This is a genomic window from Kitasatospora sp. NPDC034035 (assembly GCF_055575755.1).
On sequence record NZ_JBVISA010000026.1, the window covers coordinates 92,514 to 119,069 of the forward strand.

22 protein-coding genes and 3 pseudogenes are annotated in these 26,556 nt (G+C 74.3%); 10 read left to right on the plus strand and 15 right to left on the minus strand.

What is annotated here, in order from left to right:
• From ACZ52J_RS30645 to ACZ52J_RS30655, 3 genes and pseudogenes are all read right to left on the minus strand, one after another.
• On the minus strand, positions 1-2,451 hold the full coding sequence (locus ACZ52J_RS30645) for an oxidoreductase (RefSeq protein ID WP_465623362.1): 2,451 nt from the start codon (positions 2,449-2,451) through the stop codon (positions 1-3).
• On the minus strand, positions 2,448-2,882 hold the full coding sequence (locus ACZ52J_RS30650; protein WP_465623404.1) for an acyl-CoA thioesterase: 435 nt from the start codon (positions 2,880-2,882) through the stop codon (positions 2,448-2,450). The genes ACZ52J_RS30645 and ACZ52J_RS30650 overlap by 4 nt, the downstream gene beginning before the upstream one ends.
• Positions 2,865-4,475: pseudogene (locus tag ACZ52J_RS30655) on the minus strand (AMP-binding protein); the annotation flags it as partial. The gene ACZ52J_RS30650 and the pseudogene ACZ52J_RS30655, both read right to left, overlap by 18 nt.
• Before the next feature lie 249 nt (positions 4,476-4,724).
• Between ACZ52J_RS30655 and ACZ52J_RS30660 the strand changes: the two are divergent.
• Positions 4,725-6,047: a sensor histidine kinase gene (locus ACZ52J_RS30660; RefSeq protein WP_465623364.1), complete on the plus strand. Its 1,323-nt coding sequence runs from the start codon at positions 4,725-4,727 to the stop codon at positions 6,045-6,047.
• Positions 6,032-6,679, plus strand: coding sequence for a response regulator transcription factor (locus tag ACZ52J_RS30665; RefSeq protein WP_360503245.1), 648 nt, complete (start codon positions 6,032-6,034; stop codon positions 6,677-6,679). Before ACZ52J_RS30660 ends, ACZ52J_RS30665 begins: the two co-directional genes overlap by 16 nt.
• A 39-nt stretch (positions 6,680-6,718) precedes the next feature.
• Here the strand turns inward: ACZ52J_RS30665 and ACZ52J_RS30670 are convergent, their stop codons facing one another.
• From ACZ52J_RS30670 to ACZ52J_RS30685, 4 genes are all read right to left on the minus strand, one after another.
• The gene (locus ACZ52J_RS30670) at positions 6,719-7,723 is read right to left on the minus strand and encodes a hypothetical protein (protein WP_465623366.1); all 1,005 of its coding nucleotides are present in this window, start codon (positions 7,721-7,723) and stop codon (positions 6,719-6,721) included.
• A gap of 289 nt (positions 7,724-8,012) precedes the next feature.
• Positions 8,013-9,335: a hypothetical protein gene (locus ACZ52J_RS30675; protein ID WP_465623368.1), complete on the minus strand. Its 1,323-nt coding sequence runs from the start codon at positions 9,333-9,335 to the stop codon at positions 8,013-8,015.
• Between the two features lie 153 nt (positions 9,336-9,488).
• Positions 9,489-9,986 (minus strand): GNAT family N-acetyltransferase, encoded by a 498-nt coding sequence (locus ACZ52J_RS30680; protein WP_465623369.1) that lies wholly within the window; start codon positions 9,984-9,986, stop codon positions 9,489-9,491.
• A gap of 11 nt (positions 9,987-9,997) precedes the next feature.
• On the minus strand, positions 9,998-11,350 hold the full coding sequence (locus ACZ52J_RS30685) for a DUF6271 family protein (protein WP_465623371.1): 1,353 nt from the start codon (positions 11,348-11,350) through the stop codon (positions 9,998-10,000).
• Between the two features lie 361 nt (positions 11,351-11,711).
• Here ACZ52J_RS30685 and ACZ52J_RS30690 point away from each other — a divergent pair, with 361 nt between their 5' ends.
• The 7 genes from ACZ52J_RS30690 (at position 11,712) to ACZ52J_RS30720 (ending at position 18,123) form a co-directional block, all read left to right on the plus strand.
• Positions 11,712-12,896: a peptidoglycan-binding protein gene (locus tag ACZ52J_RS30690; RefSeq protein ID WP_465623372.1), complete on the plus strand. Its 1,185-nt coding sequence runs from the start codon at positions 11,712-11,714 to the stop codon at positions 12,894-12,896.
• 334 nt (positions 12,897-13,230) lie between these two features.
• On the plus strand, positions 13,231-13,740 hold the full coding sequence (locus ACZ52J_RS30695; RefSeq protein WP_465623374.1) for a DUF2269 domain-containing protein: 510 nt from the start codon (positions 13,231-13,233) through the stop codon (positions 13,738-13,740).
• 103 nt (positions 13,741-13,843) lie between these two features.
• The gene (locus tag ACZ52J_RS30700; RefSeq protein ID WP_465623406.1) at positions 13,844-14,872 is read left to right on the plus strand and encodes an MsnO8 family LLM class oxidoreductase; all 1,029 of its coding nucleotides are present in this window, start codon (positions 13,844-13,846) and stop codon (positions 14,870-14,872) included.
• 722 nt (positions 14,873-15,594) lie between these two features.
• Positions 15,595-15,978 carry a hypothetical protein gene (locus ACZ52J_RS30705; protein ID WP_360503350.1) on the plus strand — a complete coding sequence of 128 codons (384 nt, stop codon included), beginning with the start codon at positions 15,595-15,597 and terminating at the stop codon, positions 15,976-15,978.
• A 127-nt stretch (positions 15,979-16,105) separates the two neighbouring features.
• Positions 16,106-17,182: a hypothetical protein gene (locus tag ACZ52J_RS30710; RefSeq protein WP_465623375.1), complete on the plus strand. Its 1,077-nt coding sequence runs from the start codon at positions 16,106-16,108 to the stop codon at positions 17,180-17,182.
• A gap of 82 nt (positions 17,183-17,264) precedes the next feature.
• Complete coding sequence (locus ACZ52J_RS30715) at positions 17,265-17,660, plus strand: roadblock/LC7 domain-containing protein (RefSeq protein WP_360503266.1); 396 nt, start codon at positions 17,265-17,267, stop codon at positions 17,658-17,660.
• Between the two features lie 88 nt (positions 17,661-17,748).
• A complete protein-coding gene (locus tag ACZ52J_RS30720) occupies positions 17,749-18,123 on the plus strand; it encodes a hypothetical protein (RefSeq protein ID WP_189917531.1) in 375 nt (124 codons plus the stop codon).
• 36 nt (positions 18,124-18,159) lie between these two features.
• On the opposite strand, the gene ACZ52J_RS30725 is transcribed toward ACZ52J_RS30720, so the two are convergent.
• The 8 genes and pseudogenes from ACZ52J_RS30725 to ACZ52J_RS30760 form a co-directional block, all read right to left on the minus strand.
• Positions 18,160-18,603: a DUF6188 family protein gene (locus tag ACZ52J_RS30725; RefSeq protein ID WP_465623377.1), complete on the minus strand. Its 444-nt coding sequence runs from the start codon at positions 18,601-18,603 to the stop codon at positions 18,160-18,162.
• Positions 18,604-18,767: 164 nt separating this feature from the next.
• Complete coding sequence (locus tag ACZ52J_RS30730; RefSeq protein WP_465623378.1) at positions 18,768-19,898, minus strand: NUDIX hydrolase; 1,131 nt, start codon at positions 19,896-19,898, stop codon at positions 18,768-18,770.
• Between the two features lie 113 nt (positions 19,899-20,011).
• Positions 20,012-20,896 (minus strand): SGNH/GDSL hydrolase family protein, encoded by an 885-nt coding sequence (locus ACZ52J_RS30735; RefSeq protein WP_465623379.1) that lies wholly within the window; start codon positions 20,894-20,896, stop codon positions 20,012-20,014.
• Positions 20,871-22,067: a glycosyltransferase gene (locus tag ACZ52J_RS30740; protein ID WP_465623381.1), complete on the minus strand. Its 1,197-nt coding sequence runs from the start codon at positions 22,065-22,067 to the stop codon at positions 20,871-20,873. Before ACZ52J_RS30740 ends, ACZ52J_RS30735 begins: the two co-directional genes overlap by 26 nt.
• A 179-nt stretch (positions 22,068-22,246) precedes the next feature.
• Positions 22,247-23,398: pseudogene (locus ACZ52J_RS30745) on the minus strand (glycosyltransferase family 4 protein); the annotation flags it as partial.
• Positions 23,399-23,532: 134 nt separating this feature from the next.
• Positions 23,533-23,721: a YegP family protein gene (locus ACZ52J_RS30750; protein WP_360503282.1), complete on the minus strand. Its 189-nt coding sequence runs from the start codon at positions 23,719-23,721 to the stop codon at positions 23,533-23,535.
• A 183-nt stretch (positions 23,722-23,904) separates the two neighbouring features.
• Positions 23,905-24,184, minus strand: a pseudogene (locus ACZ52J_RS30755) (hypothetical protein); the annotation flags it as partial.
• A gap of 196 nt (positions 24,185-24,380) precedes the next feature.
• On the minus strand, positions 24,381-25,763 hold the full coding sequence (locus tag ACZ52J_RS30760) for an amino acid permease (RefSeq protein WP_465623382.1): 1,383 nt from the start codon (positions 25,761-25,763) through the stop codon (positions 24,381-24,383).
• A 473-nt stretch (positions 25,764-26,236) separates the two neighbouring features.
• On the opposite strand from ACZ52J_RS30760, the gene ACZ52J_RS30765 reads away from it, so the two are divergent.
• Positions 26,237-26,470: a hypothetical protein gene (locus ACZ52J_RS30765; protein WP_360503287.1), complete on the plus strand. Its 234-nt coding sequence runs from the start codon at positions 26,237-26,239 to the stop codon at positions 26,468-26,470.
• Positions 26,471-26,556: the final 86 nt, after the last annotated feature.

A 26,556-nucleotide genomic window follows, 5' to 3' on the forward strand; every position in this document is an offset into this window, starting at 1 on the left:
TCACTCCTCGGGCGGGGCCGGCAGCCACCGGCGGTGGACGGGGGCGGGCGGCTCGCGCAGCAGGTGCAGCCGTGGGGCGACCCGGTCGGCGCCCGGGCCGGGCGGTTTGCGGCTGCCCGCCCGCCAGGGCTCGGGCCAGCGGGCGCCCGGCCCGGTGTAGCCCTGCTCGGCGGCGGCGTGCAGCGTCCAGAGCGGGTCGTACAGCTGGGCCCGGCCGACCGCGACCAGGTCGGCCCGCCCGGCCAGCAGGACGGAGTTGGCGTCGTCGGGCCCGGAGATCGCGCCGACCGCGACGGTCGGCAGGCCGGTGGCGGCGCGGACCAGCTCGGCGAAGGGCGTCTGGTAGCCGCGCCCGTACGGCGGCCGCTGGTGCGCCACGACCTCGCCGGTGGAGACGTCCACCGCGTCCGCCCCGGCCTCGGCCAGCGCGCGGCAGATCGCCACGGCCTCGGCCTCGGTGGTGCCGCCGGGCGCCCAGTCGCTCGCCGAGATCCGCACCAGCAGCGGTTGCCCGGCCGGCCAGGCGGCGCGCACCGCCGTGAGCACCTCCAGCGGCAGCCGCAGCCGGTGGGCGAGCGGGCCGCCGTAGCGGTCGGTGCGGTGGTTGGTGAGCGGGGAGAGGAAGGAGGAGACGAGGTGCCCGTGGCCGAACTGCAGCTCCAGCACGTCGAACCCGGCCCGCGCGGCGCGCTCGGCGGCGGCCGCGAAGTCGGCTGTGATGGCCGCCAGTTGGATGTCGTTGGCCTCGTGCGGCACCGGGCTGTCGGCGTCCCACGGGATCGGCGAGGCGGCCGTCAGCGGCCAACCTTCGGCGAGCGGGCGCCCGATGCCGTCCGGCCCGGGGACGGTGGTGGCGCCCCGGCGTCCGGCGTGGGTCAGCTGGATGCCGAGCGGGGTGTCGCTCACCGCCCGTACGGCGCGGAGGAGTTCGCACCAGGCGGCCTCCTGGCGGTCGGTCCACAGGCCCGGGCAGCGGTCGGTGGTCCGGCCCTCGGGGCTGACCGCGGTCATCCCGGCGAGGACCAGCCCCGCGCCGCCGAGCGCGTGCCCGGTCAGCTGGGCCCGGTCGAAGACGCTGGGCAGGGCGTCGGGGGAGGTGAAGGTCGCGAGCGGCGGCACCACGACGCGGTTGCGCAACTCCAAGGCGCCCAGCTTCAGCGGCCGGAACATCGGCGGCCCCCCGGGCGAGCCGCCGAAGGCGGTGTCCACGGCGTCGACGAAGGCGGCGTCGCGGGCCCGGAGGTTGCCGTAGGTGACCCGGCGGCTTCGGGTGAGCAGGTTGAAGGCGAACTGGTCGATGCCCTGTCCGGTGCGCCGCCCGACGGTCTCGAACCACTCCAGGCTGGCCTGCGCGGCGCGCTGGGTGGACTCCACCACGGGGCGACGCTCGGCCTCGTAGGCCGCCAACGCCTCTTCGGGGGAAGGGTTTTCGCTCAGCGCGGCGGCCAGGGCGAGGGCGTCCTCCAACGCCAGCTTGGTGCCCGAGCCGATCGAGAAGTGCGCGGAGTGCGCGGCGTCGCCGAGCAGCACCACGTTGCGGTGGTGCCAACTCGCGTTCCGCACCGTGGTGAAGCGGATCCAGCGGGAGGCGTTGGGGATCAGCCGGTGGCCGTCCAGGTGGCCGGCGAGCAGCTCCGCGCAGCGCCGCACGCTCTCCGTGTCGCTCTCGCCACGCGCGAACTCCCGGGCGGCGAAGGCCTCGAAGCCGGCGCGGCGCCAGGCGTCCTCGGCGATCTCGACGATGAAGGTGGAGCGGGTCGCGCTGTACGGGTAGGCGTGCACCTGCAGTACGCCGAAGTCGTACTGCTCGACGATGAAGGTGAACGCCTCGAAGACCTTGTCGGTGGCGAGCCAGATGTAGCGGCAGCGCCGCTCGTCCGACTCGGGGCGGAAGGCGTCCGGGTAGGCCGCCCGGGTGCCGGAGTGGATGCCGTCGGCGGCCACCACCAGGTCGTACTCGGCGGCGAGCCGCTCGACGGGCGGGGCGGGCGTGCGGTAGCGCACGTCCACCGCCAGCTCGGCGCAGCGCTGTTGCAGGATGGCGCGCAGCCGGTTGCGGTCCAGGGCGGCGAAGCCGTGGCCGCCGCTGGTGCGGACCCGGCCCGCGTAGCGGATGTCGATGTCGCTCCAGCGGGCGAACTCGGCGCTGATCGCGGCGAAGACCTGCGGGTCGGCCTGGGCGATGCCGTCCAGGGTCTCGTCGGAGAAGACCACGCCGAAGCCGAACTCGTCCTCCCGGCCGTCCCGTTCGAAGACGGTGATCTCCCGGTCCGGCGCCAGCTGCTTGGCCAGGGCGGCGAAGTAGAGCCCGCCGGGGCCGGCGCCGATCACCGCGATCCGGCGCGCCCGGGTGCCGGTACCTGTGCTGGTGTCGGGGCCGGGGCCGGGGCCGGGGCTGGTGTCGGGGCCGGGGCCGGGGCCGGGGTTGAGGCTCGGGCCGGTGCCGCTCATGCGACCACCTCCGGCTGCTGCGGCCCCGCCTCGGTCAGCGCCCGGCGCACCCGGTCGGGCCACGGTTCGGCGCCCTTGCTGTGCGGCGCGGCGTGCACCACCGACATCCTCCCGCTCGCGGCCAGGCCCTGCGGGCCGTGCACCTCGAAGGCGTAGTGCAGCGAGGAGCCGCCGACCCGGACCACCCGCAGCTCGGTGCGGACCACGTCCCCGAACCAGAGCCGCTCGCGGTAGTCGGCCTCGAAGTGCACCCGGGGGATCCGCCCGAACAGCTCCGCCAGCCCGAGCCGGCGCAGCAGGGCCGCCTCCGCCGCCTCGGCCCAGCGCTGCACGGCGGAGAAGTGGTAGTGCCCGGCCGCGTCGGTGTCGGACCACTCGACCCGGCGCTCGATCGCGACGCTGGCCGGGGCGAGCGAGGCCCGCCGCCGCAGTTCGGCGCGGTGCAGCTTGCCGGTCGCGGTGCGCGGCAGCTCGGTGACGAACTCCACCACCCGCGGGTACTTGTACGGCGCGATGGTGCGCTTGACGTGCTCCTGGAGGGCACGCACCGTGTCCGGCCCGGCCGGGACGCCCGTGCGCAGCACCACGTACGCCGTGACCACGCTGCCGCGCCGCTCGTCGGGCGTGCCGACCACCGCGCAGTCGGCCACGTCGGGGTGGGCGGCGAGCGCCTGCTCGACCTCGGGCCCGGCGATGTTGTAACCGGCCGAGACGATCATGTCGTCGTTGCGCGCCTGGTACCAGAAGTAGCCGTCCCGGTCACGGACGTAGGTGTCGCCGGTGAGGTTCCAGCCGTCCCGGACGTAGCTCAGCTGGCGCTCGTCGTCCAGGTAGCGGCAGCCGGTCGGGCCCTTGACGGCGAGCAGCCCGGGTTCGCCGTCCGGCACCGGGCGGCCCTGTTCGTCCAGTATCGCGGCGCGGTAGCCGGGGACGGGCCGGCCGGTGGAGCCGGGGCGGGTGGACTCGTCGGCGGCCGAGATGAACACGTGCAGAAGTTCGGTGGCGCCGATCCCGTCGATCAGCCGCTGCCCGGTGGCCGCGTGGAAGGCCCGCCAGACGGCGGCGGGCAACGGCTCGCCCGCCGAGACGCAGCGCCGCACCCCGGCCAGCCGGTCGGCCAGCCCGGCGGCCAGGATCGCCCGGTAGGCGGTCGGCGCGGTGAACAGCACGCTGACCCGGTGCTGCCGGACCTGCTCGGCCAACTGTTCGGGTGTGGCCTGCTCCAGCAGCAGGCCGGCGGCGCCGGCTCGCAGGGGGAAGACCAGCAGGCCGCCGAGGCCGAAGGTGAAGCCCAGCGGCGGGGTGCCGGCGAAGAGGTCGTCGGGGGTGGGGCGGAGCAGGTGGCGGGAGAAGGTGTCGGCGTTGGCGAGCACGTCGCGGTGGAAGTGCAGGGTGGCCTTGGGCCGGCCGGTGGTGCCGGAGGTGAAGGCGATCAGGGCGACGTCGTCGGCGGCGGTCGGGACGGCGGCGAAGCCGGGCGGCTTGGCGGCGCAGCGGGCGGTGAGGTCCTCGGGTCCGCTGCCGCCGTAGGCGACGATCCGCAGGCCGGGGGTCCGCGCTTGCCGCAGCTCGGCCAGGAAGCGGTGGTCGCACAGGGCGAGGACGGGTTTCGCGATGCCGGTCAGTTCGGTCAGTTCGGTGGCGCGCAGCAGCGGCATGGTGGTCACGACCACCCCGCCGGCCTTCAGTACGCCGAGCCAACAGGCGGCCAGCCATGGGGTGTTGGGGCCGCGCAGCAGCACCCGGTTGCCGGTGGCGAGGCCGAGGTCCTCGGTCAGCAGGTGGGCGATCCGGTCGGCGTGGTCGCGCAGTTCGCCGTAGGACCACTGCTCGGTGGGGGTGAGCAGGCAACGGCGGTCGGGTCCGAGGCGGTCGATGGTGTCGTCGAGCAGGGCGGAGGCGCAGTTCAGGCGATCCGGGTAGGCCAACTCCGGGAGTTCGAAGAGGAGTTCGGGCCACTGCTCGAAGGGCGGGAGGTGGTCTCGACAGTATGTGTCCACGTGCGCTGAGGGAGAGAGCTCCATGGGCGGGCACCTCATCGTGCGAGCGGGAGTGAGGCCAGTATGGCGCGTTGGTGACGCCAGTCAAGAGAGCGATACATGCATTCGGGCGACGGGCCCTGCCGATGGTGGCGGTGCGGGGCCTGAACGTGCGGAGGTGAGGGGCTGGACGTACGGAGGGGTGGGCCTGGGCGTACTCCTGCGCTGACCAGCACATCCGGGGCTCCGGTCGGTGCAGAGTGGGAGCATTCGAACGGAGGTCGAGGAGCGGGGATGCTGAGACAGCTGGCTTCATGGGGTGCACGCGTCGGTGTGGGGTTCGCCCGGGCGTGCGCGGTGGCGGTCGTCACCCTGCTGATCCCGGCGGTGTGGGCCGCCGCCGTGGCGCTGGGGATCCGGTGGGGGCCGGCGAACCCGTGGTCGTGGCTGCTGCCGGTGGTGCTGGTGGGCACCGGCACGCTCGCCCTCGCCCCTCCGGTCTGCCGGGCCGTCCGCTTCCTGGTCGAGCGGTGGACCGGCACGGCCGTCCCCGCCGGCTACCGGGAGCCCGGGCCGGTCACCCGGATGTCCACCGGCTACTGGTGGAACGGGCACTCCTACGAGCGCAGCCGCCGGGACGCCGTGCTGGACCAGGCGTGGCGTACCTGGTGGGGCGACCCGGCCACCTGGCGCGACCTGCGCTTCACCGGCATCGCGCCGTTCACCGCCGGCCTGGCCGCGGCCGTCCCGCCGGCCGGGGTGGCCGCGGCGGTCCTCGGGTCGGCCCGGCCGGAGCCCCTGGCCCGCCTGGTCGGGGCGCTCGCCGCGGTCGCGGCCGTCGCCTCCGCCCCGTACGCCTGGCGGCTGGTCGAACCGGTGGCGGTCCGCTTCCTCGGCCCGTCCGCCGCGATGCTGCTGGCCGAGCGGGTAGACGAGCTGACCGCCCAGCGGGCGGACGCGACGGTCGCCCAGGCTGCCGAGATCCGCCGGATCGAACGGGACCTGCACGACGGGGCGCAGGCGGGCCTGGTCGCGCTCGGGCTCTCCCTCGCCACCGCCGAGAAGCTGATGGAGACGAACCCGGAGCGGGCCAGGGCCCTGATGCGGGCGGCGCGGGCCGGCGCCGCGAGCTCGCTGGCCGAACTGCGCGACCTGGTCCGGGGGATCAACCCGCCGGTGCTGACCGAGCGCGGCCTGGTCGCCGCCGTCCACGCGCTCGCCCTCAACAGCCCGCTCGACGTGGCCGTCACCGTGGCCGGCGCCGCCGTCGGCGCTGCGACCGGCATCTTGTGTGGCACCTTGTCCGGCGCCGCCGACCGGCCGTTCCGGTGGGAACCGCCGATCGAGTCCGCCGTCTACTTCGGGATCGCCGAACTGCTCGCCAACGCCACCAAACACGCCCGGGCGACGGCCGTGCGGATCGACATCGCCCCCAACGAGACCGGCATCGTCGTCGATGTCGAGGACGACGGCCGCGGCGGAGCCGTGCCGCGCGGTGAGGGCGGACTCGCGGGCCTGCGCCGCCGACTCGCGGTGTTCGACGGCACCCTGGAGATCACCAGCCCCGAGGGCGGGCCGACGCGTGCGACGATGATGGTGCCATGCGAATCGTCGTAGCCGAGGACCTCTACCTGCTCCGGGACGGAATGGTCCACCTCCTGGAGGCCTACGGGCACCAGGTGGTGGCCACGGCCGCCACCGGCCCCGAAACCCTCGACGCCCTGCTGACCCACCGTCCGGACGCCGCCGTCGTCGACGTGCGCATGCCGCCGACCCAGTCGGACGAGGGCCTGCAGGCGGCCCTCGCCGCACGCCGGGAGGTACCCGGACTGCCGGTGCTGATCCTCTCCCAGCACGTCGAGCAGCTGTACGCCCGCGAGCTGCTGGCCGACGGCACGGGCGGCATCGGCTACTTCCTCAAGGAGAGCGTGTTCGACGGCGAGCAGTTCGTCGACGCCCTGGAGCGGGTCGCAAAGGGCGGCACGGCCATGGACCCGGCCGTCATCGCCGCGCTGGTCTCCTCCGCCCCCTCGAACCGGCGGCTCGACCGGCTCACCGAGCGCGAGCTGGAGGTGCTCGGCCTGATGGCGGAAGGGCTGTCCAACCAGGCCATCGCGCAGCGGCTGTTCCTCAGCGACAGCGCGATCAGCAAGTACACCACCTCGATGTTCGGCAAGCTCGGGCTCATCGACGACGAGAACGGCAACCGGCGGGTCCTCGCGGTCCTCGCGTACCTCAACAAGCCGTGAAACAAGCCGTGAAACAAGCCGTGAAACAAGCCCTGACCGTCAGGTGGTTGCGGTCTGTGCGGCCGCGTCCGGGGTGTGGCCGTCCTGCGCCTGCCGGGCGCGATCGGCCAGCAGCCGGGCGAACATCGTGAGCCAGGGTGCGGTGACGGCGGCACCCGGCCCGTTGTCGTGCACCGTGAGCACCACGCCGCCGACCCGGACCAGCGCCACCGCCGCCGACGAACCGCGCGTCCGGACGGCGCTCTGGTCGCCGATCCGGGGGAGGGCCACCGCCCCCGAATCCTCGCCGGCGGTGCGGTCGAGCGTCGTGTCGAAGGCCCGGGCGGCGGCCTCGGGGGAGACGAAGGTGACCGCGGTGAACTCCACACTCTGGATGTCCGCCGCACTGAACCGCACGGTGGCGTAGGCAAGTTGCTGATCACAGGAGTCCGGCAGCAGACACGGCACCTCGCCGTTCGTACCCGACCCCGACTCCGGCCCGCTCTGCACCTGCCACCCGCTCGGCATCGCCCGCGCGTCGGGCAGCACGCCCTGCACCAGCGCCGGGTCGCGCAACGGCTGTGCGGCGTGCGCCAGACCGGGCCCGCCCGGCTTCAGCAGCGGGCGCGAGCCCAGGTGGATGCCGATTGCGACCAGGGCGGCGATCAGCACCAGCGCCAGGGCCACCACGATCCCGGCGCTGCCACGGCGCGCGGCGAGGGCCTGGGCCCGGGCGTCCGCCGGGCCGACCCGCAGCTGGACGGTCGTCGGGCCCGTCGTCGGCGGCGCGGTGGGCGGCCCGGTCCGCAACTGGACGGTCGACGGATCGGCGGGCCGCCCCAGCCCGGTCGTCGCCAGGTACTGCGCGAACGCCTCGTCGGAGGCCAGCAGATGGGCGACCGCGGCGGTCAGCTGCGCCCGCGCCCCCACGTCCTTCGGGCTCGCCTCGGCCGAGGCCAGTGCCCGCGCCCCCTCCGGCACCATCCGCAGCCGCGCCCGCACCACGTCCGCCACCGCCTGGTGCGGCCCGCCGACCAGCAGCGCCTCCACGACATCGGGTACCATCCCGCGGCCGTCCCCCATGGCAACTCCCCTTGCCGGACCAGTCGTTGCCTCCACGATCCCGGACCGGCCGGTACTTCGTACGCCCGCCGAAACGGAATGGAGACGCAACTGCAACCGCTCCCGGACGATGACGGGGCCGGTGGGGCGGGTGTGGTGCGTGGGGCACGGTGAACGGGGCCGTGGTGCGTGGCGGCGCGGACCGGCCGCCGTGGCCGCCTCGGCTACCGTCCGCCGGAGGAGCGCCGCCGACGCGGACCGGCAGGGCAGGGCGGCTTCGCGGGCGTCCCCGTCACCGGGGGATGACGGCCAGGGCGGCGATGACCTCCGGCGGCAGGGCCGGGTTGCTCGCGGCGGCTTCGGCGGTGCGGGGGTCGGGCGAGGCCAGGCAGCGGGTGAGGGCCTCGGGGCCGGCCTGGGGGTGGGCCGCGATGGCGCGCAGGGCCTTGACCGGTACCGGTTCGGTGGTGGCGATGCGGTCGAGCAGGGCGGTCGGGGTGTCCGGGTTGGCGGCCACGGCGGTGGCGACCTTGGTGCCGAACCGGTCGAGCAGGGCGGCGAGTTGCGCGGGCCTGAGGCCGGGGTGCGGGGCGACGGCCTTCGCCACCGCGGCGTCCGGGTCGGCGGCGAGCGCGTCCCGTACGGAGGCGGGCAGGTCGCGGTGCCGGGCGACGAGCATCCGCACCCGGGGCTCCGAGGAGCCTGCGAGGTGGGCGAGTTCGGCCGGATCGGCGGTGGCGATCCGGGGGAGCAGGGCCGGCCCGATCCGGACGGCGACGGCGAGCCGCTCGAGCAGGTCGAGCGGTATCCGCGGGTGGAAGGCCAGCCGTCGTCGCACGTCGTAGCCGTCGTCGGTGGCGAGCCGGTGCATCAGCGGCAGGTCGATGCCGGGGTTCTCGGCGAGGTTGCCCCGGATCCAGGGGGTGGGGTCCTCGGCGAGCCGGTGGTAGGTCTCCGCGGACAGCCCCGGGTGCTCGGAGAGCTGGCACCGGACCGACAGGTGGTCGTCGACGTGCCGGGCGGCCGCAGCGCCCGGCGTCGCGGGGTTGCCCGCCGCCTGGCCGCGGACCCGGTCGTCGGCGTCGGCCAGCAGCGCCGTCAGCAGCTCCGGCGGCGCGGCCTCGTTCGCCGCGACCCACCGTCGCACCTCGGCCTCCGGGTGTCCCGCGAGCCGGGCCGACAGGTCAGACCGCAGGGTGTGGCGACCGAACTCGGCCAGCACGTCGGTCTCCTCGTCCTCCGCGAGGAGGTCGGCCACCTCGTCCGGGAGGCCGGGACACGAACCGAGCCGCATCCGGACGTACGGGTCCGGGTCCCGGACCAGCTGCCGCGCCCAGGCCGGATCCCCGCGCCCTTCGTCCAGCAGGGCGAGCGCGACGGCCGGCCGGGCGACCGGATCGATGTCCTCCGCGCGCAGCTGCCCGCCGTAGGCGAGCCGGACGGCGGCGTCCTCGTCGCGTTCGGCGAGCCGTCGGACCTGCTCCGGCGCGAGGTCGGCCCGGTCCGCGAGAGCACAGGCCAGCTCCTCGTCGGCGTCGGTGGCGCGGATGAGGTACCCGAGGAGGTCGCGGGGCAGCGCGGGGTTGAGGGCGACGGCGTACAGCAGGGGCGGCATCCGGGCATTGTGCCCGCTGCCAGGCCGGTCCGCCGCCGATTTCCGGCGGACCCGGCCTGGGGCGGTCGGCCCCCGCCGGGGTGCGGTCAGGCCGTCGGAAGCCGTCGGAAGCCGTCGGGGGCCGTCGGGGGCCGTCGGGGGCCGGCGGGGGGCTCAGGCCACCGGCATGGACATGTACACCGCCCGCCGCCCGTAGCTCGCCGGCACCCCCACCTCCCGGTGCGCCCGGTAGCCGAGCAGCCGCAGCAGGATGTCCGCCCCGCGCACCGCGACCATCGAGATCCGCTCGAACCCCTGCTCGCTCGCCTGCTCCCGGAAGTGCCGCATGAACCCCAGCGCGACGTCCCGCCCGCGCAGGTCCTCGGCGATCACCAGGTCGTGCACGTGCAGGTTTCCCGACTCGTACACCGCCTCCTCCGACCGGCGGAGGTCCGGGCAGCGCAGCGGCGGGTACGGCAGGCTCAGCAGGTAGCCGCGCACGACGCCGCGCTCCTCCAGCACGAAGCAGGTGTCGGGCGAGCTGCGGGCCCGGGACTGCAACGCCTCCCGGCCCTCGGACAGGCCGTCGGCCGCGTAGGCGGCGTGTTCCAGGTCGACCACGGCGTCCCAGTCCGGCTCGGCCAGCAGCCGGATCCGGAGATCCTCGCTCACTCGGCCGGCCCCTACGCGCCGGCGCCGATGCCCTCCGCGCGGGCGCCGATCCCTTCTGCACCGCCGCCGATGCCCTCCGCGCGGGCGGCGGCCACCAGCGCCGCCCAGGCTTCCATCAGCACCGCCCACCGCTCGGCGTCCTCCTGTGCCTCGTCCAGGAGCTGCCGGCGCCGCCCGGCCACCACGTCCGCGATCTCGGCGTACTTGCCGCCCAGTTTGCGGTAGGACCGGTCCAGGACGTCCAGGCAGTGCTCGTTCCCGGCCCGGTCCCAGTCGACGCTGCCCCGCACCAGGCCGAGGATCGGCTCGACCTTCAGCCCGTGCCGCTCGTCCAGCATCCCGCGGTCGAGGTCGATCATCCCGCCGTAGACCGGGTACAGGTACAGCATCGAGAGCAGGAACTTGACGAACCGCATCTGGTAGGAGACGAAGCCGGCGCCGGTGCGGCGCTCGGACGTGTAGTAGTTGACGATGTGGCGGTTGTGGGTGACGCCGGGCAGCCGGGAGTGGACCATGGCGTGCAGCAGGGCGTAGTCGCTGCCGATGGTCTCGATCGAGGGCAGCAGCGGCAGCACCTCGTAGGCCCGGTGGTCCAGGGCGATGTTGCACATGTAGACGTCCCAGATGTCGGGCACGCCGAGGACGGAGTGGTCGGTGCCGAACGGCTCGGCGCCGGCGCCCTTGAAGGAGACGTCCACCATCGCGTCCCGGTCCTCCTCCGACCACACCGGCGGGGTCCACAGGCGCACCACGTCGCGGTAGACGGCCGGGTCCAGCTCGTGGATCTCGCTGATGTCCACGTTGAGTTCGCCGATGAAGGAGCCGCTGACCAGCATCACCGGCTTGTCCGCGTCGGCCGGGTCGAGTTCGGAGCGGGACACGCCGGCCGCCGCCTCGCCGGCCGGCCGGCCGATCGAGAGCAACTCGTGGTGGATCGGGAAGACCTTCCGGCCGTCGAGCTCCTGGAAGTCGGCGTCGTCGTTGCGCAGGTGCGCCGAGGTGCAGCCCAGGGCGGCCGCGCCCAGGAACAGCCGGTTGACGCAGGAACCGTACGCGACGGCCTGCGGGAGCATCAGGTCGAGCAGCAGCTCCGGGTCGGGGGCACCGGAGCGCTCGGCCACCCGGCGCAGGAACTCCCGCTGCTGCGCCTCGCCGAGGTGGTGGACGACCACGCTGGGGGTGGGTGCGAGTGCGCTGACGGCGCCCGCGTTCTCCGCGAATCCGGCGGCGTCGGTGGTGTCGAGGATGAGCAGGTGCACCTCGACGTCGAAGGTGGCGACGGCGTAGGCCGCCTCCTCGGCGAGGTCCGCGATGGTGGCGGCGCAGGGGCGCATGGTGGGCAGGGCGAGGCAGACTCTTTGCATGGCGCGGGTGTCTCCGTCGGATCGTCAGATTCGTTGTCATGGAAGCGAGTTGGGCGCACAGGGAGGCCCTGGGGCGGGCTTCGACCGGTCCGTCGGACTACCGTGGACTAGACCATTTGTGATGTCAACGATTGACAGCCGGGCCTCGGCGGGGTGGAATGCGCCCTCCTCGCGCGGCCGCGGGCCCGGCAGCGTGTCCGGGCCCGCGGCTCGCACGCGAGAGCGAAATCCCCTCGCCGAGTCGAACGGCCGGGCGAGTGTGGGCGGTTCAATGCCGCGTATTGAGCCGTCGGGGTCAATCCGGACCGCCGATGTGCCGATACCGGAAGCGATGTCCTCATGCCGTTGGGAGGAGACCGCAATGCCCGACCCGTGGCTGCCCGGTGCCGAGGTCCACGACCTCGGCGACCACGCGCCGACCGACCAGCAGTACCCGCCGAAGGCCATCGCGCACATCACCTGGGACCGCAACGCGACCGCCGCCGCGCCGCAGGACTGGTGCTCCTACGAGGACCTGGTGAACTACTTCACCGGCAGCGGCGCCGGCGACGCGCCGCACCTGGTCTGGGACCCGTTCAGCGGCCGGACGGCGCAGCTGTTCCCCGCCGACTCCCGCTCGAAGAGCCTGCTCAGCCCGACCGGGAGCCCGACCCGCACCAACCGGGCCGGCCGCGTGGTGATCCAGATCGAGGCGGTGTTCTTCCCCTACTGCCGCTACGGCGGAAAGGTCTACCCGCGGCTGGTCGACACCCCGTGCGCGGGCTGGGACCGGATCCACGCTTGGATCGTCTCCTGGGGCGTCCCCGACGCGTGGCCGATGGGACGCCCGGTCGACTTCTCCGGCCACCGCGACGAGCACGTGTGGGAGACCTGCGGCGGCTGGTACGCGCACGCCCACGTACCGTTCAACGACCACACCGACCCCGGATCCTGGCCCGACCTCACGGCCGGCCCCGGCTCCCCGGACACCCCGCCCTCGCAGCAGCACCCGGTGCCCCCGGCCCGCTACCAGGTCTCCATCAACGGCCTGCCGTACGGCTACGGCGCCCAGGGCTACCAGGTGACGGCGGTCGGGCGGGCGCTCGTCTCGCGCGGCTTCGGCGCCCACTACCACTCCGGCCCCGGGCCGACCTGGACGGACGCGGACACCGAGAACTACGCGGACTACCAGGTGAGTCTGGGCTACTCCGGCCAGGCGGCGGACGGCGTCCCCGGCGAGGGCTCGCTGAACCGGCTGCTCGGCTACATCCCCGGGCAGCGGTCGGTGTCGGTCGCCCACGTGGTCTCCGCCGCGCGGACCGACCCGGGCGCCGAGCAGGGCCACCGGACGTACGGGGCCGAGGTGGCGATCGTGGAGCAGGCGCTGGTGGACGAGGGACTGCTCGAACAGCGCTGGGCGGACGGCTCGTTCGGCAGCCGTACGGTCACCGCGTACGCGGCCTGGCAGCGGCGCTGCGGGTACGAGGCGGGCGCGGCGGACGGCATTCCCGGACAGGCCTCGCTCCACCGGCTGGGCGCGGCGCAGGGCTTCGCGGTGACCGACTGAGCGACGCGGTTCTCCGGGGGTGGTACTCCTGGGGAAGGTGTGTCGGCGCGTCCGGACGAGGGAGCGTACTCGCCCGGGAGTAGCCGAGGTTACTTCCGTCGTCAGATGCCCGATGAGGGGCGGGCGGGAGAGTCTGGGGCCGTTCGCGTGGCCAGACTCGAAGGAGGTACCCGTGCGCTCGTCCAGCGGAGTCAACGGCGCCGGCGGAGCATCCGGCGGCGGGGCCGCCGGATCCAACCGGGTCGTCGGAGCTGTCGCGACGCCCGAACCGGTCCCCGGTGGCAGGCGGCGATCGGCGGATCGCCGCCTGCCACCGAGGGCGCGCAAGCCTCTGGTGGTCCTGCACGTCGTCGCCTCGGTGAGCTGGCTGGCACTGATGCTCTGCCTGCTCACCCTGGCGGTGACGGCGCTGACGACCGGGGACGCCGACCGACTGCGCACCGCCTACCGGGCGATGGGCATGCTCGGCGACGCGCTGGTGCTGCCGCTCAGCCTGCTCACCTTCCTGAGCGGGGTGGCGCTCGGGCTCGGCACGTCCTGGGGCCTGTTCCGCTACTACTGGGTGAGCACCAAGTTCTGGCTGACGCTCGCGGCGATGGCGGCCTCGGTCTTCGCCCTCACCGCCCGGCTGCACGATGCGGTGCGCGTGGTGGACGCGCACCCGTACGGCCCGATCCCGGCGGCGGCGCTCGGCTTCGTCCGCTACAACACGGTGATCGTCCCGGCGGTCGCCCTGTCGCTCTACCTGGTGAACGTCATCCTGTCGGTGTACAAGCCCTGGGGTCGCCGTCGCGTCGCCGCCGCGGGTGCGCGTCAGGGCCGAATACCGGGGGCGGGCGCCTGAGTCGCGGGCCGACGGGTCGCCTGAGCCACGGGCCGTCGGCTCCGGGCTCCGGGGCCCGGCCCGGCGGGAATGCCCGCCAGGTGGGCGCGCGTTGTCCAGCCATGTGACAAGCGCTACGCCCGCCGTCAGGCTCTCCGTGCTCGACCGCTCCCGCACCCGACAGGGCGAGGAGCCGGCCAGGGCGCTGCGGGACACGGTGGACTTCGCCCGCGAGGCCGAGCGGCTCGGGTACCACCGGTTCTGGGTCTCCGAGCACCACGGGGTGCCGGGGGTGGCCGGTTCGGCGCCCACCGTGCTCGCCGCGGCGGTGGCGTCGGCCACCTCGCGGATCCGGGTCGGCACCGGCGGGGTGATGCTGCCCAACCACCGGCCCATGGTGGTGGCCGAGCAGTTCGGGGTGCTCGCCGCGCTGTTCCCCGGCCGGATCGACATGGGCCTCGGCCGCTCGGTGGGGTTCACCGACGGTGTCCGGCGGGCGCTCGGGCGGGAGAAGGACGCGGCGGACGACTTCGGCGCCCAGCTGGCCGAGCTGCTCGGCTACTTCGACGGCTCACAGCAGGTGCACCGCGATGTCCACGCCCGGCCCGCCGAGGGCCTGCACGTGCCGGCCTTCGTGCTGGCCACCGGCGCGGGCGCCGACCTGGCCGCCGACGCCGGGCTGCCGCTGGTCATCGCCGCCGCGCGCGGGGACGACCGGATGCTCGCGGCGATCGACCGCTACCGTGCCCGGTTCCGCCCCTCCGCACGGGCCGCCGAGCCGTACGTGGTGGTCGCGGGGACGGTCGCGGTCGCCGAGACCGCCGAGCGGGCCCACGAGCTGTTGGTCCCGGAGGCCTGGTCCGGCGCGTACTCCCGCACCCACGGCGAGTTCCCGCCGCTGGCCCCCGCCGACGAGATCCGCGCCCGGTCGATGACGGCGCGGGAGCGCGCCGCGTACGAGCAGTCACTCAAGGGCCACATCGCGGGCACTCCGGAGCAGGCCGCCGCCGAACTGGCCGCGCTGGTGGAGCGCAGCGGCGCGGACGAGTTCCTGGTCACCACCAGTACCTACGACCGCACCGCGCTGCTCGACTCCTACCGCCTGCTCGCCGAGGCGGTCGGCCAGGCCCGAACCGGGATGCACGATTTCTGACCAGGCGTGATGACCTGCTACTGTTCTTCTCGTCGAGAGGAAGTGATCTTCCGGAGAGCGAAACTCTCGAGCAGGCGTCAGCGGTGCTACCAGAGCACGTCCTACTTTCAGTAGGAAGAGTCCGTGCAACCCGGGCCTGGCGCTCCACCCGAAGGGGCCCGTTCCGTCCAACGGAACGGGCCCCTTCGTCATGTGCGGTACTCATGACTCTCGCCATGAGCGTTCCTCATGACTCTCGCCATGAGCGTTCCTCATGACTCTCGCCATGAGCGTTCCTCATGACTCTCGCCATGAGCGTTCCTCATGGCCCTCGCCATGAGCGTTCCTCATGGCCCTCGCCATGAGCGTTTCTCATCACCTTCGCCATGAGCGTTCCTCATGGCCGGGGCCGCATGTGTTCGCTTCTCGCGTGGATGTCCCTTTATCGCACTTCGGGGCTCGAAACCCTCCGTGGCGGCCTGGTATCGGCCAAGGTCCCGTGCCAGGTGGCCGAGGAATGCCGCTTCCGAACGATCGACCGGCCAGCGGGTTTGCCCATCGGGCAGGTCTGACGCATCGTCATACCTTGGCCGGAACTGGCCGCTAATGATGTGAATATGCCATTGGAATGTTCGTCATACGGAATCCGGCAGTAGCCTTCCGTGTCGAACCTGCCACTGCTGGTGGCGATCCGGCCGGTGCCGCGCAGCGCCCGGCCGCCCAGACCCCGCGAAGGAGCCGGTGTGCCGGGTATCGACGAATGCCTCTCCGGAGCGATGGCGATCGCCGGAGCACGCGCCGCGAGCCTCGTCGACTGGAGTAGCGGGCTCGCCCTCGGCAGCCTCGGAGACAGCCCGACGGGCGAGCATGAGACCTCCGCCGCCGAGGCAACGGACCTGGTGCGAGCTGCTGTTGAGAGCCAGACCTTCACGGTGGCGGAGGACCGGCGATCCCCGCTGGAGGACATCATCGTCACGGCCGGCCGCAGCTACCACCTGATCCGCTTCATCGACACGGTCTTCGACAGCCGGCTCGTCCTGCACCTCTGGCTGGACCGTACGGAGGGCAACCTCGCCGTCGCCCGCTTCCGCCTCCAGGCGCTGGCCGAGGAACTGGTGCTGGGGTGAACTCGACGTCCGTGACACCCGATCCGCGCCGGCCGCCCGTCGCATTTCGGCCGCCGGCCCGCCCCTCTGCCACCCCCGGGGCTGTGCCCGGAGCCGTTCCCGGAGCCGTCTCCCGGCGGTGGACCGCGTGACCGCCGCCACCGGCACTGCCCCGCCCCCGGAGTGCGCCGCGCCGACGACCCCGGGCGAGGCGCTCGCCCTGCTCGCCGACCGCCGCGCCACTGGCACCCTGCACGGCCCGCTCGGCACCCTCCACCTCGTCGACGGCCAGGTGGTCGGCGCTGAGTCCCCCCGGGCGCCCGGTCTGGCCGACCTGCTCACCGGCTGCGGCCGGATCACCCCCGAGGGCTGGGCGGAGCTCCTCCACGCTCACGGCCCGCGGGCACGGGTCGGGGACGTGCTGGTCGAACGCCGGCTGCTCACCCGGGGAGAGCTCGAACTCGGCCACCTGGGAACGCTGTTCGACGCCGCCTTCTTCGTCCTCGCCGATCCGGGCGGCGGCCTGTGGCGGTTCGAGTCCGACGCCCGGCACTGGCTCGGAACGGTCGCGACGGTCGATCCGGACCGGCTCCGCCGCGAGGTCGAACGCCGACGCCGGCTCCTCGACCGGATCTGGCCCTGGGCGCAGCTCGACACCGCGCCGGTCCGCCCGGTCGAGCACAACCGCCGACCGTCCCACCGCCCGCCCGGCCGTCGGAGCCGCGAGCTGCTCGACCACGCCGACGGTCGAAGAACCCCGGCGGACCTGGCCCGCCTGCTCGGCCGCTCCGGCTTCGGTGTCACGGCGGACATCCGCCGCCTGGCCGCCGCCGGACTGCTCGACGCACTGGGGCCTGCCGCACCACCGCACACCACTGCGCCGCCGGCCGTCGTACCGCATGCCACCGCGCCGCCGGCTGCGGGCCCTGCCGCCACGAGCGGGAGGCCGCCCGGCGGCCTGCACCGCCGGATCCCCGGCGCCACCCTGCGCGGTGTCACGGCGACCGGTGCTCCGGCCGCCGACGCAGCCCAGGTCGGCACTCCGTCCGCCGTGCCGACCGGCCCTCCGTTCGCCGCCCAGGTCGTCGCCCCGATCGCTCCGATCGCCGCTCACGCCCGCCCCGAACGCCAGCCCACCCCGGCAGCGGCCCACCCGCTGACCGTCCCCGACCCGGACATCGCGCTGCTGACCCGGGTCCGAGACCTTCTGGAGGCCCGACTTTGACCCACTCCCCGCCCGCGACCCCGTCGTCCCGGCCATGAGGCGGGCGCTCAAGCAGCGTGTCGGAAGGAGACAACTGATCGCCTTGGAGACCGAGCTGCTCGCCGAACTGCGTGCCTGCAAGCACCGCGTCCCGCACCTCGCGGGCGGCCTGGTGGCCAGCGTGGACGGCCTGCTCGTCGCGCACGACACCCATGGGGTCGAACCCTCCGGCCTGGCCGCGATGACGGCGGCCTCGCTCTCGCTGGCCCAACGGCTCGCCGACACCACCGGCCAGGGCGAGTTCCGGGAGTCGCTGGTGCGTGGCGAGTACGGCTACGTGGCCACCTACGCGGCCGGCGGCAGCTGCGTGCTGACCCTGCTGGCGCACCCGGACGTCAACGTCGGCCGCCTCCACCTGGAGGCCCGTCGCAGCGCCCAGCGCATCGCCGGGCTGCTCAACGACACCCTCCTGCCCAAGGACCCGCGCGACGCGGGCTGACCCGAACCGCCCACGCCACCACCTCGCCACCCCCCGACCTCACGACTTCACCACCCCACAGCCCAGCCACCGAAAGGGAGTTACCCAGATGACCGACGCAGCCGGCGCGCTCAAGCAGGCCATGACCAGCATCGAGGGCGCCATCGGCGCCGCCCTGGTCGACTACAACAGCGGCATGGCGCTCGCCACCCTCGACGGCCCCGGCGGCCTGGACCTCAACGTGGCCGCGGCCGGAAACACCGACGTGGTCCGCGCCAAGATGCGCACCATGGACATGCTCGGGCTGCAGGACGGGATCGAGGACATCCTGATCACCCTGTCCAGCCAGTACCACCTGATCCGTCCGCTCACCGGCCGCACCGGCAAGGGCCTGTTCCTCTACCTCGCCCTGGACAAGGCCCGCGCCAACCTGGCCATGGCCCGCCACCAGCTCGTCAAGATCGAGGCCGACCTCGAGGTCTGACACCCACCGGGCACCGGAGGAGTCCCCGGCGGCGGCTCAGGCCCCGCCGGGCTCCGTCCCCCGCGTCCCCTGGGTCCCCTGCGTCGCGGGCGGCTCGGTCCATCGGACCTCGCCGCCCGGCAGTGCCGCACACGCCACACCCCCGGCGGTCAGCACGCTCCATGGCGCCAGCTGCGCGTGCGGTGGGACGGACAGCGCACCGCCCCCGGCGAAGCCCAGCTCGAGTCCGCCGGCCAGGGTGATCCGGGCGGAGTCGACGGTCCGCCCGACCAGCGCCAGTAGCGCGGTGCTCGGCTGGAAGGTCAGTGCCGGGAAGTAGTGCCCGACCTCCTCCGGCGCGGCGAACGACGGCGCCGCGAAGCGGAATTCGTGCGCCACCCGGACGGTCACCTCGCCGTCCAGCAGCAGGTTCAGCCGCCCGCCCCCGCTGACCGACTCCACCCGACGGCCGGCCAGCACCTCCGTGATCGCGTTCTGCATACCCCCAGTCTGTCCCAACCGGCCTGTCCCAACCGGCCTGTCCCAACCGATCTTGTCCCGACCGGGTCGCAGCCCAGGCACCTGCCCGTCCGCCATCCAGCAGCCCGGACGGCCGGCCGCCCGCAGCCCGCCGGCCGCTCGCTGCCCGTCTGCCCGTCTGCCCGCTATCCGGCGGCCCGGCCGCGCACCAGCTCGACCGGTCCGCCCGTCCCCTCCCGGGCGGCCAGGGCCCCGGCCGTACGGTCCCAGGACGGTCCGCTCAGCAGGGCCCGTGCCTCGGCCGGACCGCAGAGCCGCCACTCCACCAGCTCCGCCTCCTGCAGCACGATCGAATCGAGCATCCCGTCGGTCACCGTGCCCCCGTCGTAGACGTACACCAGCACGGCGGTGTCCCGGCCAGTCGCCGGGTCCGCCCCGGGGTCGGCGGCCGCTCCGGGCTGCCAGTCCAGTGCCAGCAGCGGCCCGGGTTCGACCTCCCACCCCAGCTCCTCGCGGATCTCCCGTCGGGCGCCCGCCCGGGGCGTCTCCCGGTCCGCCTCGACCCCGCCGCCCGGCAGCGTCCAGTACGGCTCCTGTCCGCGCGGCCCGTCCCACGGCCGCAGTCGCACCAGCAGTACCCGCCCGGCGGCGTCGGTGAACAGCGCCCGAGCCTTCGCCCGGATCCGCGGCCGGGTGGCGTAGTAGGTCTGCGGGTCGAGCGGCGGCTCGGGCCGCTGCTCGACCTCCGGGTGCAGTCCGGGGGCGGCGGCCAGGCCGAGGTACTCGGGTACCGGCCCGTCGGCGGGCAGCTCCCGCAGCGTGTGTCCGACCGGCCGGCTGTCCTCCAGCTCCAGCGGCCCGGTCGTGCGCGGTGCCCGTAGGCAGGCCGTCACCCGGCGGGACAGCAGGGGCGGCAGCGCCTGACCCGCCCGTTCGGTGGTCAGCCACGTCCACCCGCCGACCTCGGCCGCGTCCGGCCGGATCGCCGCGGCCTGTCGCTCCGTCAACGGCTCGGCCCAGTACAGGTACGCCACGATCGGCGGACGGCCGTGGCGGAGTACCCAGTCGACGCAGGCCAGCGGCCCCAGGCGGGGCGTGAAACCGAGTTCCTCGGCGATCTCGCGCAGCGCGGTGTCCCGGGGTGAGCGGTCCGTCGGCTCCCACCCGCCGCCGGGAATCGCCACCGGGTGCTTACCGTCGTACGGCAGCCGTACGACCAGCAGCCGCCCGTCCCGGTCCGGGAACAGCACCCCGGCTGCCGCCAGGATCCCCCGACCATCCGTGTCCGCGTTCGCCACCCCGACTCCCTCCGTCATGATCTCCCCGGTTACGACAACTCGGGCCACCTCCATGGTTCCCCCCGGGCCGCCGTGCCGATCACCGCCGGGCCGATCACCACGGGGCCCCGCCCCGTCCGCCGGCCCGCCCGTCACCCCAGGGACGCCAGCGCCTGCGCCGTCGCCCGCGCCATCTGCTCGTCGTGCCGGCCGCTCGCGCCGCGCAGGCGGGCGGCGGTCTCGGCTGCGGCGAGCGCCAGCAGTCCGGGCAGCAGGTCGGTGCTGCGGGCGGCGACCCAGCGGGTGCCCTGGGTGGCCATCCACCACAGGTCGGCGGCCGGGCCCGGCGGGGGCTCGGCCGGTGCGGCGGTGGGCGGCGGTCCGAGGGGGTGTCCGGCCTCGGCGAGGAGCCCGTGGAACCGACGGGCGATCAGATGGTGGCCCTCGGCGCTGGGGTGCAGGCGGTCCACGCTCAGCAGGCGCCGCTCCTCCAGCCACGGCAGCTCGGCGAGGTGCAGGTGCACTGCCCGGTGGCGAGTGGTGAGGGCGTGCACCACGGTGTTGACGGCCCGCATCCGTCGGGCGAGCGGGCGGGCGAGCGGCGTCGGGAGGCGGAGCAGGGTGCCGGGGTCGGGCAGGCAGGCGGTCAGCAACACGGCGCCGTGTCCGGACAGTTCACCGAGTGTGGCGTCCAGCTCGAGCGTCGTGCGCCGGATGTCGAAGCCCGCCCGCAGGGTGTCGTTGCCGCCGACCAGCACGGCCGCCAGCTGGGGTCGCAGGATCAGCGCGGTCGGTAGTTGACGGCCCGTCAAGTCAGTGGTGAGCGCACCGCTGTGGGCCAGATTGGTGAACTCGACGTCCCTGCCCTCGGGTGCCAGTGAGCGTGCCAGGACGGCGGCCCAGCCGCGCCACCCTTCGCCCACCGCGTCCCCGACCCCTTCCGTCAGCGAGTCCCCGAGCGCGACGAACCGCGCCAGCTCGCCCGCCGGTGACCGTTCTTCCGCCACCCGGTCAGGGCCGGTGCCGAGCATGCTCATCCCAACCCCCCTCCATCGTGCCGCCGTTCCGCACGCCGTGCGCCGCCAGGAACGCGGCCACCGCCGCGGGCCAGCCGTACCGCTCAGCCTGGGTCCGGGCGGCCGCCCGCCGTACGCCTTCCGGCCGGTCCAGCAACTGGCGTACCGCAGTGGCGAATCCGCCTCCGGTGTCGGTGGCCGCCACCCCGGCGAGCCCGACCAGTCCGGGCAGCGCGGAGGAGCGGCTTACCGCGACCGGTGTCCCGCAGGCCAGGGCCTCCAAGGCGGCGAGCCCGAAGGTCTCCACCGGCCCGGGTGCGAGCACCACGTCCGCGCAGCCCAGCAGCCGGGCCAGTGCCGCGCGCCCGTTCAGGTGCCCGAGGAAGCGCACCGGGAGTCCCAGCCGCGCGGCCCGGTCCGCCAGGCGTCCCCGTAGCGGGCCGGTCCCGGCCACCGCCAGGACGGCGGGCACCCGTCGCGCCCGCAACGCGGCCAGCGCCTCGACCGCCCGCTCGGGCCGCTTCTCCGCCGAGAGCCGCGAGCAGAGCACCAGCAGCACCTCCCGCGGCGCGGCGTACCGGGCCCGCTCGACCGCCCGTTCGGCCTGCGGCAGCGGCCGCATCGCCTCCAGATCCACTCCCAGCGGCGCCCGGGCCAGGTTCGGCGTGCCGATTCGCCGGAATTCCGCCGCCGCCCAGTCGGTGGTGCACACCACCGAGTCGTACCCACGGGCGGTCGCCGCGTTGAGCCGGTCGGCGGCCGCGCTCGCCAGCGGCCCGGGCACGCCCCAGGCGCGCAGCACCCCGGTGGCGCTCTCGTGCGACACCATCACCGAGCGCACCCCGTGCCGCCGCGCCCAGTCGCCGGTCCAGCGCAGCGTGGTGCGGTCGGACACCTCCAGCCGGTCGGGCGAGATCCGGGTCAGCTCGGCGGCCACCGCCCGGCGGTCGGTGAGCAGCCGGTAGCCGCCACTGGCCGGCAGCACCGGCCCCGGCAGGGTGACCACCAGGCCCTGTTCGGTCTCCTCCTCGGAGCGCCGCTCCCCGGGCACGATCAGCACCGGCCGGTGCCCGGCCGCCCGGTACCCGGCGCCCAGGTGCCGCAGCGCGGTGCGCAGCCCGCCGGAGACCGGGGTGACGAAGTTGGCGAGCCGTACGATCGTCAGCGCCTCGCCGTTCTGGGCGGAGCTCATGCCGGCAGCTCCTCCGGCATGGTGTCCGCAGCCGCCGAGTCCTGCGGGGCAGCCGAGTCCTTCGCCGCCGCTGACTTCTTCACGGCCGGTGCGACCGGCTCCGGCGCGAGGGACCCCGCCGGTACGCCCCGGTGCTCCGCCGGTACGCCCCGGTGCTCCGCCGGTACGCCCCGGTACTCCGCCGGCACTCCCTGGTGCTCCGCCAGCACCTCGGTGTAGTGCCGCAGCAGCAGGTCCCCGACCGCCTCCCAGGTGCGCGCGGTCACTTCCGCCCGCCCCGCCTGCCCGTACGAGGCCCGCCGCGCCGGGTCGGCGGCCAGCTCGGTCACCGCCCGGGCCACCGCTGCGCCGTCCCGGGGCGGTACCAGCAGGCCGGTGCGGTGGTGCGCCACCAGGTCCAGCGGGCCGCCCGCCGCCGGGCCGATCACCGGTACCCCGCTCGCCATCGCCTCCTGGATGGTCTGACAGAAGGTCTCCAGCGGGCCGGTGTGCACGAACACGTCCAGCGTCGCGAAGCAGCGCGCCAGTTCCTCACCCGTCCGGCGGCCCAGGAACACCGCGCCGGGCATCGAGGCCTTCAGCCCGGGGGCGGACGGCCCGTCCCCGACGATCACCACCCGTACCCCGGGCAGCGCCGACGCCGCGGCCAGCAGGTCGACCCGCTTCTCCGGCGCCAGCCGTCCGACATACCCGACCAGCACCTCCCCACCCGGCGCGAGCGCCCGGTGCAGCGCCTCGTCCCGGTGCCGGGGATGGAACCGCGCCGAGTCCACCCCGCGCGGCCACAGCTGCACCCGGGGCACCCCGTGCGCCGTGAGGTCCTGCGCGGCCGGGGTGGAGGGCGCCAGCGTACGGGCGGCCGCCCGGTGCACGGCCCGGATCCGCCGCCACGCGGCGGCCTCCCCGAGCCCCCGCCCGGCCCGGTAGGCGTGCGCGTACCCGGCGAGGTCCGTCTGGTACACGGCCACGGCGGGCACCCCGAGCCGCGCCGCCACCTGCCCCCCGCGCGCCCCGAGCACGAACGGACTGGCCAGGTGCACGATGTCCGGCCGGTGCCCCGCGACCGCCGCCGCCAGCTGTCGGCTCGGCAACGCGATCCGCACCTGCGGATACCCCGGCAGCGGCATCGACGGAATGCGCACCACGGGGATCTCCGCCGCCTCGGCACTCCCGAAGGACTCCGGCGGGCACTCCGCGCCCCGCGCCGGCGCGGGGGTGACGACAAGGGGCTGATGGCCCCGGCGGACCAGATGCTCGGCCGTCCGCAGCACGCTGTGGGCGACCCCGTTGACCTCGGGCGGGAAGGATTCGGTGACGATGACGACACGCATGCCAGTGTTCTGTCCGGGTCCGGCGTGCACCCGGCCAAAGGGATCTGTCGTACAAGCGAACGCGGGTCGGCGATTTGCACCGCCGACCCGCGTCCCCTGCTACTTGCTACCTGCCACCCGCTGCAGCCCCGGCCTCACATCGACCCGGCCGCCTCCTTGAGCTCCGCGTACGGGGCGAGCTTGCGGATCGACTCGATGCTCCGCAGGCAGTCGTCCTTGCTCTCCTCCGGGTCTCCGGTCACCACGACCGACCCGTTGCTCGCCTTGAGTCGGAACCGGTGCATCCCGCTCTCGTCCGTGTACAGCTCGAATCTACCCGCCATGCCGGTAACTGCCTTTCGCTCGGTTGACCCCCTGGCACCGCACCGTAGGCGCGACCTCGTCGCGCCGCCCGTCAGCCGCGCCGTTCGAGTGGGCGCGGAATCGACGGCGCGGCAGGGTGCAGGGGGGCGCAGCGGTGGCCCGGCGCGGGGTGCGCCGGGCCAGCGGGGCGGAGCGGGGGTGGGTCAGCAGCCGTTGAGGATGCCGGTGAGCGCGGTCTTCTCGGCGCTGTCGACGCCGAGGCCGTAGTCCTGCTTGACCTGCACCCGGGCGCGGGCGTAGGTGCAGCGGTAGGAGGCCTGGAGGAGCCACTCGGCGGGGTCGCGGTCGCCCTTGGAGCGGTTGCTGCCGGCGGAGACCAGGAGCAGTTGGGGGCGGGTGACGTCGTTGGCGAAGGCCTGGCGCCTGGCGCCGGGCGGTGGTCCAGGACCAGGCGCCGGAGGCCCAGGCTTCGGCGAGCGGCACCGGCGTGTGGACGCGGTGGGGGCCATGGCGAACGCTCCATCATCTCATCGGATGAGTCGCTGAGTTGCGTGCGCCAGTGTGGCGACCCCGCCCGTCGCCTACGCGGGTGGACCAGGGACGTGGAATCCTCGTGGACATCGGACACGTGCCGGACAAGTCCAGTGCCCGGTAAGGGCGTTCACCGCCGTTCCCGGGTTCAGCCGCGGCGTCGGCCCGCCATCCAGACGTAGACCAGGATCCCCGCGAAGAGGAACAGGACACCCTGGTAGACGGCGGCGTAGCCGGCGCCGGCGAGGAGCCAGAGGGAGAAGGCGAAGGCGCCGAGCCCGAGGACGGCGTCCCGGACGAGCCGGCCGTTGTCCACCTTGTCGGTGGCGCCGCGGACCAGCCAGTACAGCTGTGCGGCGGTGGAGAGCAGGTACGGGACGGTCGCGGTGAAGGTGGTGACCAGCACCAGGAGTTCGAAGGCTCCCTTCGCGCCGCTGGCGAAGTTGAGGACGGTCAGTGCCGAGGCCAGGGCGACGCTCACCACCACACCGAAGGTCGGCACGCCGCGCCGCTCCTTTCCGAAGGCGGCCGGGAAGAGGCCGTCCTTGGCTGCCGCGTACGGGGCCTGGGCTGCCAGCAGGGTCCAGCCGTTGAGGGCGCCGGTCATCGAGACCAGCGCGGCGACGGCGATCGCCGTGCCGCCCCAGGAGCCGCCGAACATGGCGTCCACGGCATCCGAGAACGGCGCGGTGGAGTGGACGAGCCGCTCGTGCGCGACGCTGCCGAAGACCGCGAGCGTGCCCAGCAGGTAGACCACCGCCGCACCGGCGGTGCCGAGCACACTGGCCCGGCCGACGTTGCGCTCCGGGTCGCGGACGTTGCCCGCGCTCATCGCGGCCGACTCCACGCCCAGGTAGCTGAACAACAGGATCGCCGCGGCGGCGGTCATGCCGCCCGCCCAGCCCTGGCCGTTTCCGTCGAAGGGGCCGAGGTTCTTCGGGTCGAAGAAGAACAGGCCACCCACCGAGACCAGCAGCAGCGGGATGAACTTCAGGACGGTGGAGACGAGTTGGACGGCCCCGACGTACCGGGTCCCGGCCAGGTTCGCCAGCGCGGGCAGCCACTGGAAGGCCAGTGCGGCCGTGATGCTGAACGCGGTGGAGTGGCCGACGGGCAGCAGCACGTCCAGGTAGCCGACGGCGGCCACGGCGAGCGCGGCGTTGCTGACCCAGGTGGTGATCCAGTACGACCAGGCGGACAGGAAGCCCGCGAAGTCCCCGAAGGCCTCGCGGGCGTAGACGTACGGCCCGCCGGTGCGCGGGGTGCGCCGTGCCAGCTGCCCGAAGACCAGTGCCAGCGCGATCGCGCCCACGGTGAGCACCGCGAAGGAGGCCAGGCTGACGGTCCCGTACGGGGCCACGGCGGCCGGGATCATGAAGATGCCGCCGCCGATGATGTTGCCCATCACCAGGGCGGTCGCGGCCGCCGGCCCGAAGCGGCCGTTCTTCGAAGCGGTGGGGTCGACCGGGGCCGGGGTCTCCGGGCGGCTCGGTCGGGTCGCCTGCTTGGTCGCGGCGGGGCTGGTCTGCATGAGGGTGGTGCGCCTTTCGTGGTCCTGCCCGTGCTCCGGCGGCGCGCTCGGTGGAGCGTGCGGAGTGTGCGGAGCGGCCGTTCATGCTCGGACCGGGCGGTACCTTGCACCAAATCGACGGGATTTGTTCAGTTTGTCGAGTGCCTCACCGCAAGACTTGCGGTCGCACGGCGGCCTGACGGGCACTCGTCCGGCGCCGTCCGTCCGCCCGCTCGACCTCCTGCTCGACCGTCTGCTCGACAGCCCGCTCGACCCCGCTCGCCCACCCGCCCGCCCGCATCCGCGAACGGCCCCCCGGTTCGTCCGGCAGGGGGAGTTGCGTCATCCGAATGCCTCAGTCGGGTTGCGATGAAGGCGGGTTCGTGCGCGTTCGTGTGCAAACCTGTGCCGGTGCCGCGGGCCGGCCGGGTGTGCTTGTGGCCGGCTCTGGGGCGCTTCTCCTTCCATGCCAGAGACCACCCAAAGGACATCTGATGTCGCTTCGTGGAAACGTCCGCAAGCTCGCCGTGATCGCCGCCGTGACGGGTGCCGCCGCCTTCGCCGCGCCGGTGCCGGCGATGGCCGGTTGGCACGCGTCGGACTCGTCCAGCTCGTCGACCTCGGCGAGCCTGGAGTCGGGTTCGGCCGGTGTCGGCCTGTTCGGCCCGCACGCCAAGTGGCTCAACGCTCACGAGCACACCGACGACAAGTGCACCGGCGACTGCTGATCGAGGGCTGATCGACGGCTGAGCCCGGGAACCGCCGCGACGGTTCCCGGGCTCACCGCTGTCCTCTCACTGCCGTCTGCTCACCG

Bases quoted from the DNA above. Each gene is read 5' to 3' on its own strand.
- ACZ52J_RS30645 (WP_465623362.1), bottom strand. From the start codon at position 2,451: ATGAGCGGCACCGGCCCGAGCCTCAACCCCGGCCCCGGCCCCGGCCCC.
- ACZ52J_RS30660 (WP_465623364.1), top strand. From the start codon at position 4,725: ATGCTGAGACAGCTGGCTTCATGGGGTGCACGCGTCGGTGTGGGGTTC.
- ACZ52J_RS30665 (WP_360503245.1), top strand. From the start codon at position 6,032: ATGCGAATCGTCGTAGCCGAGGACCTCTACCTGCTCCGGGACGGAATG.
- ACZ52J_RS30670 (WP_465623366.1), bottom strand. From the start codon at position 7,723: ATGGTACCCGATGTCGTGGAGGCGCTGCTGGTCGGCGGGCCGCACCAG.
- ACZ52J_RS30675 (WP_465623368.1), bottom strand. From the start codon at position 9,335: ATGCCGCCCCTGCTGTACGCCGTCGCCCTCAACCCCGCGCTGCCCCGC.
- ACZ52J_RS30685 (WP_465623371.1), bottom strand. From the start codon at position 11,350: ATGCAAAGAGTCTGCCTCGCCCTGCCCACCATGCGCCCCTGCGCCGCC.
- ACZ52J_RS30690 (WP_465623372.1), top strand. From the start codon at position 11,712: ATGCCCGACCCGTGGCTGCCCGGTGCCGAGGTCCACGACCTCGGCGAC.
- ACZ52J_RS30720 (WP_189917531.1), top strand. From the start codon at position 17,749: ATGACCGACGCAGCCGGCGCGCTCAAGCAGGCCATGACCAGCATCGAG.
- ACZ52J_RS30725 (WP_465623377.1), bottom strand. From the start codon at position 18,603: ATGCAGAACGCGATCACGGAGGTGCTGGCCGGCCGTCGGGTGGAGTCG.
- ACZ52J_RS30730 (WP_465623378.1), bottom strand. From the start codon at position 19,898: ATGACGGAGGGAGTCGGGGTGGCGAACGCGGACACGGATGGTCGGGGG.
- ACZ52J_RS30735 (WP_465623379.1), bottom strand. From the start codon at position 20,896: ATGAGCATGCTCGGCACCGGCCCTGACCGGGTGGCGGAAGAACGGTCA.
- ACZ52J_RS30740 (WP_465623381.1), bottom strand. From the start codon at position 22,067: ATGAGCTCCGCCCAGAACGGCGAGGCGCTGACGATCGTACGGCTCGCC.
- ACZ52J_RS30750 (WP_360503282.1), bottom strand. From the start codon at position 23,721: ATGGCGGGTAGATTCGAGCTGTACACGGACGAGAGCGGGATGCACCGG.
- ACZ52J_RS30760 (WP_465623382.1), bottom strand. From the start codon at position 25,763: ATGCAGACCAGCCCCGCCGCGACCAAGCAGGCGACCCGACCGAGCCGC.
- ACZ52J_RS30765 (WP_360503287.1), top strand. From the start codon at position 26,237: ATGTCGCTTCGTGGAAACGTCCGCAAGCTCGCCGTGATCGCCGCCGTG.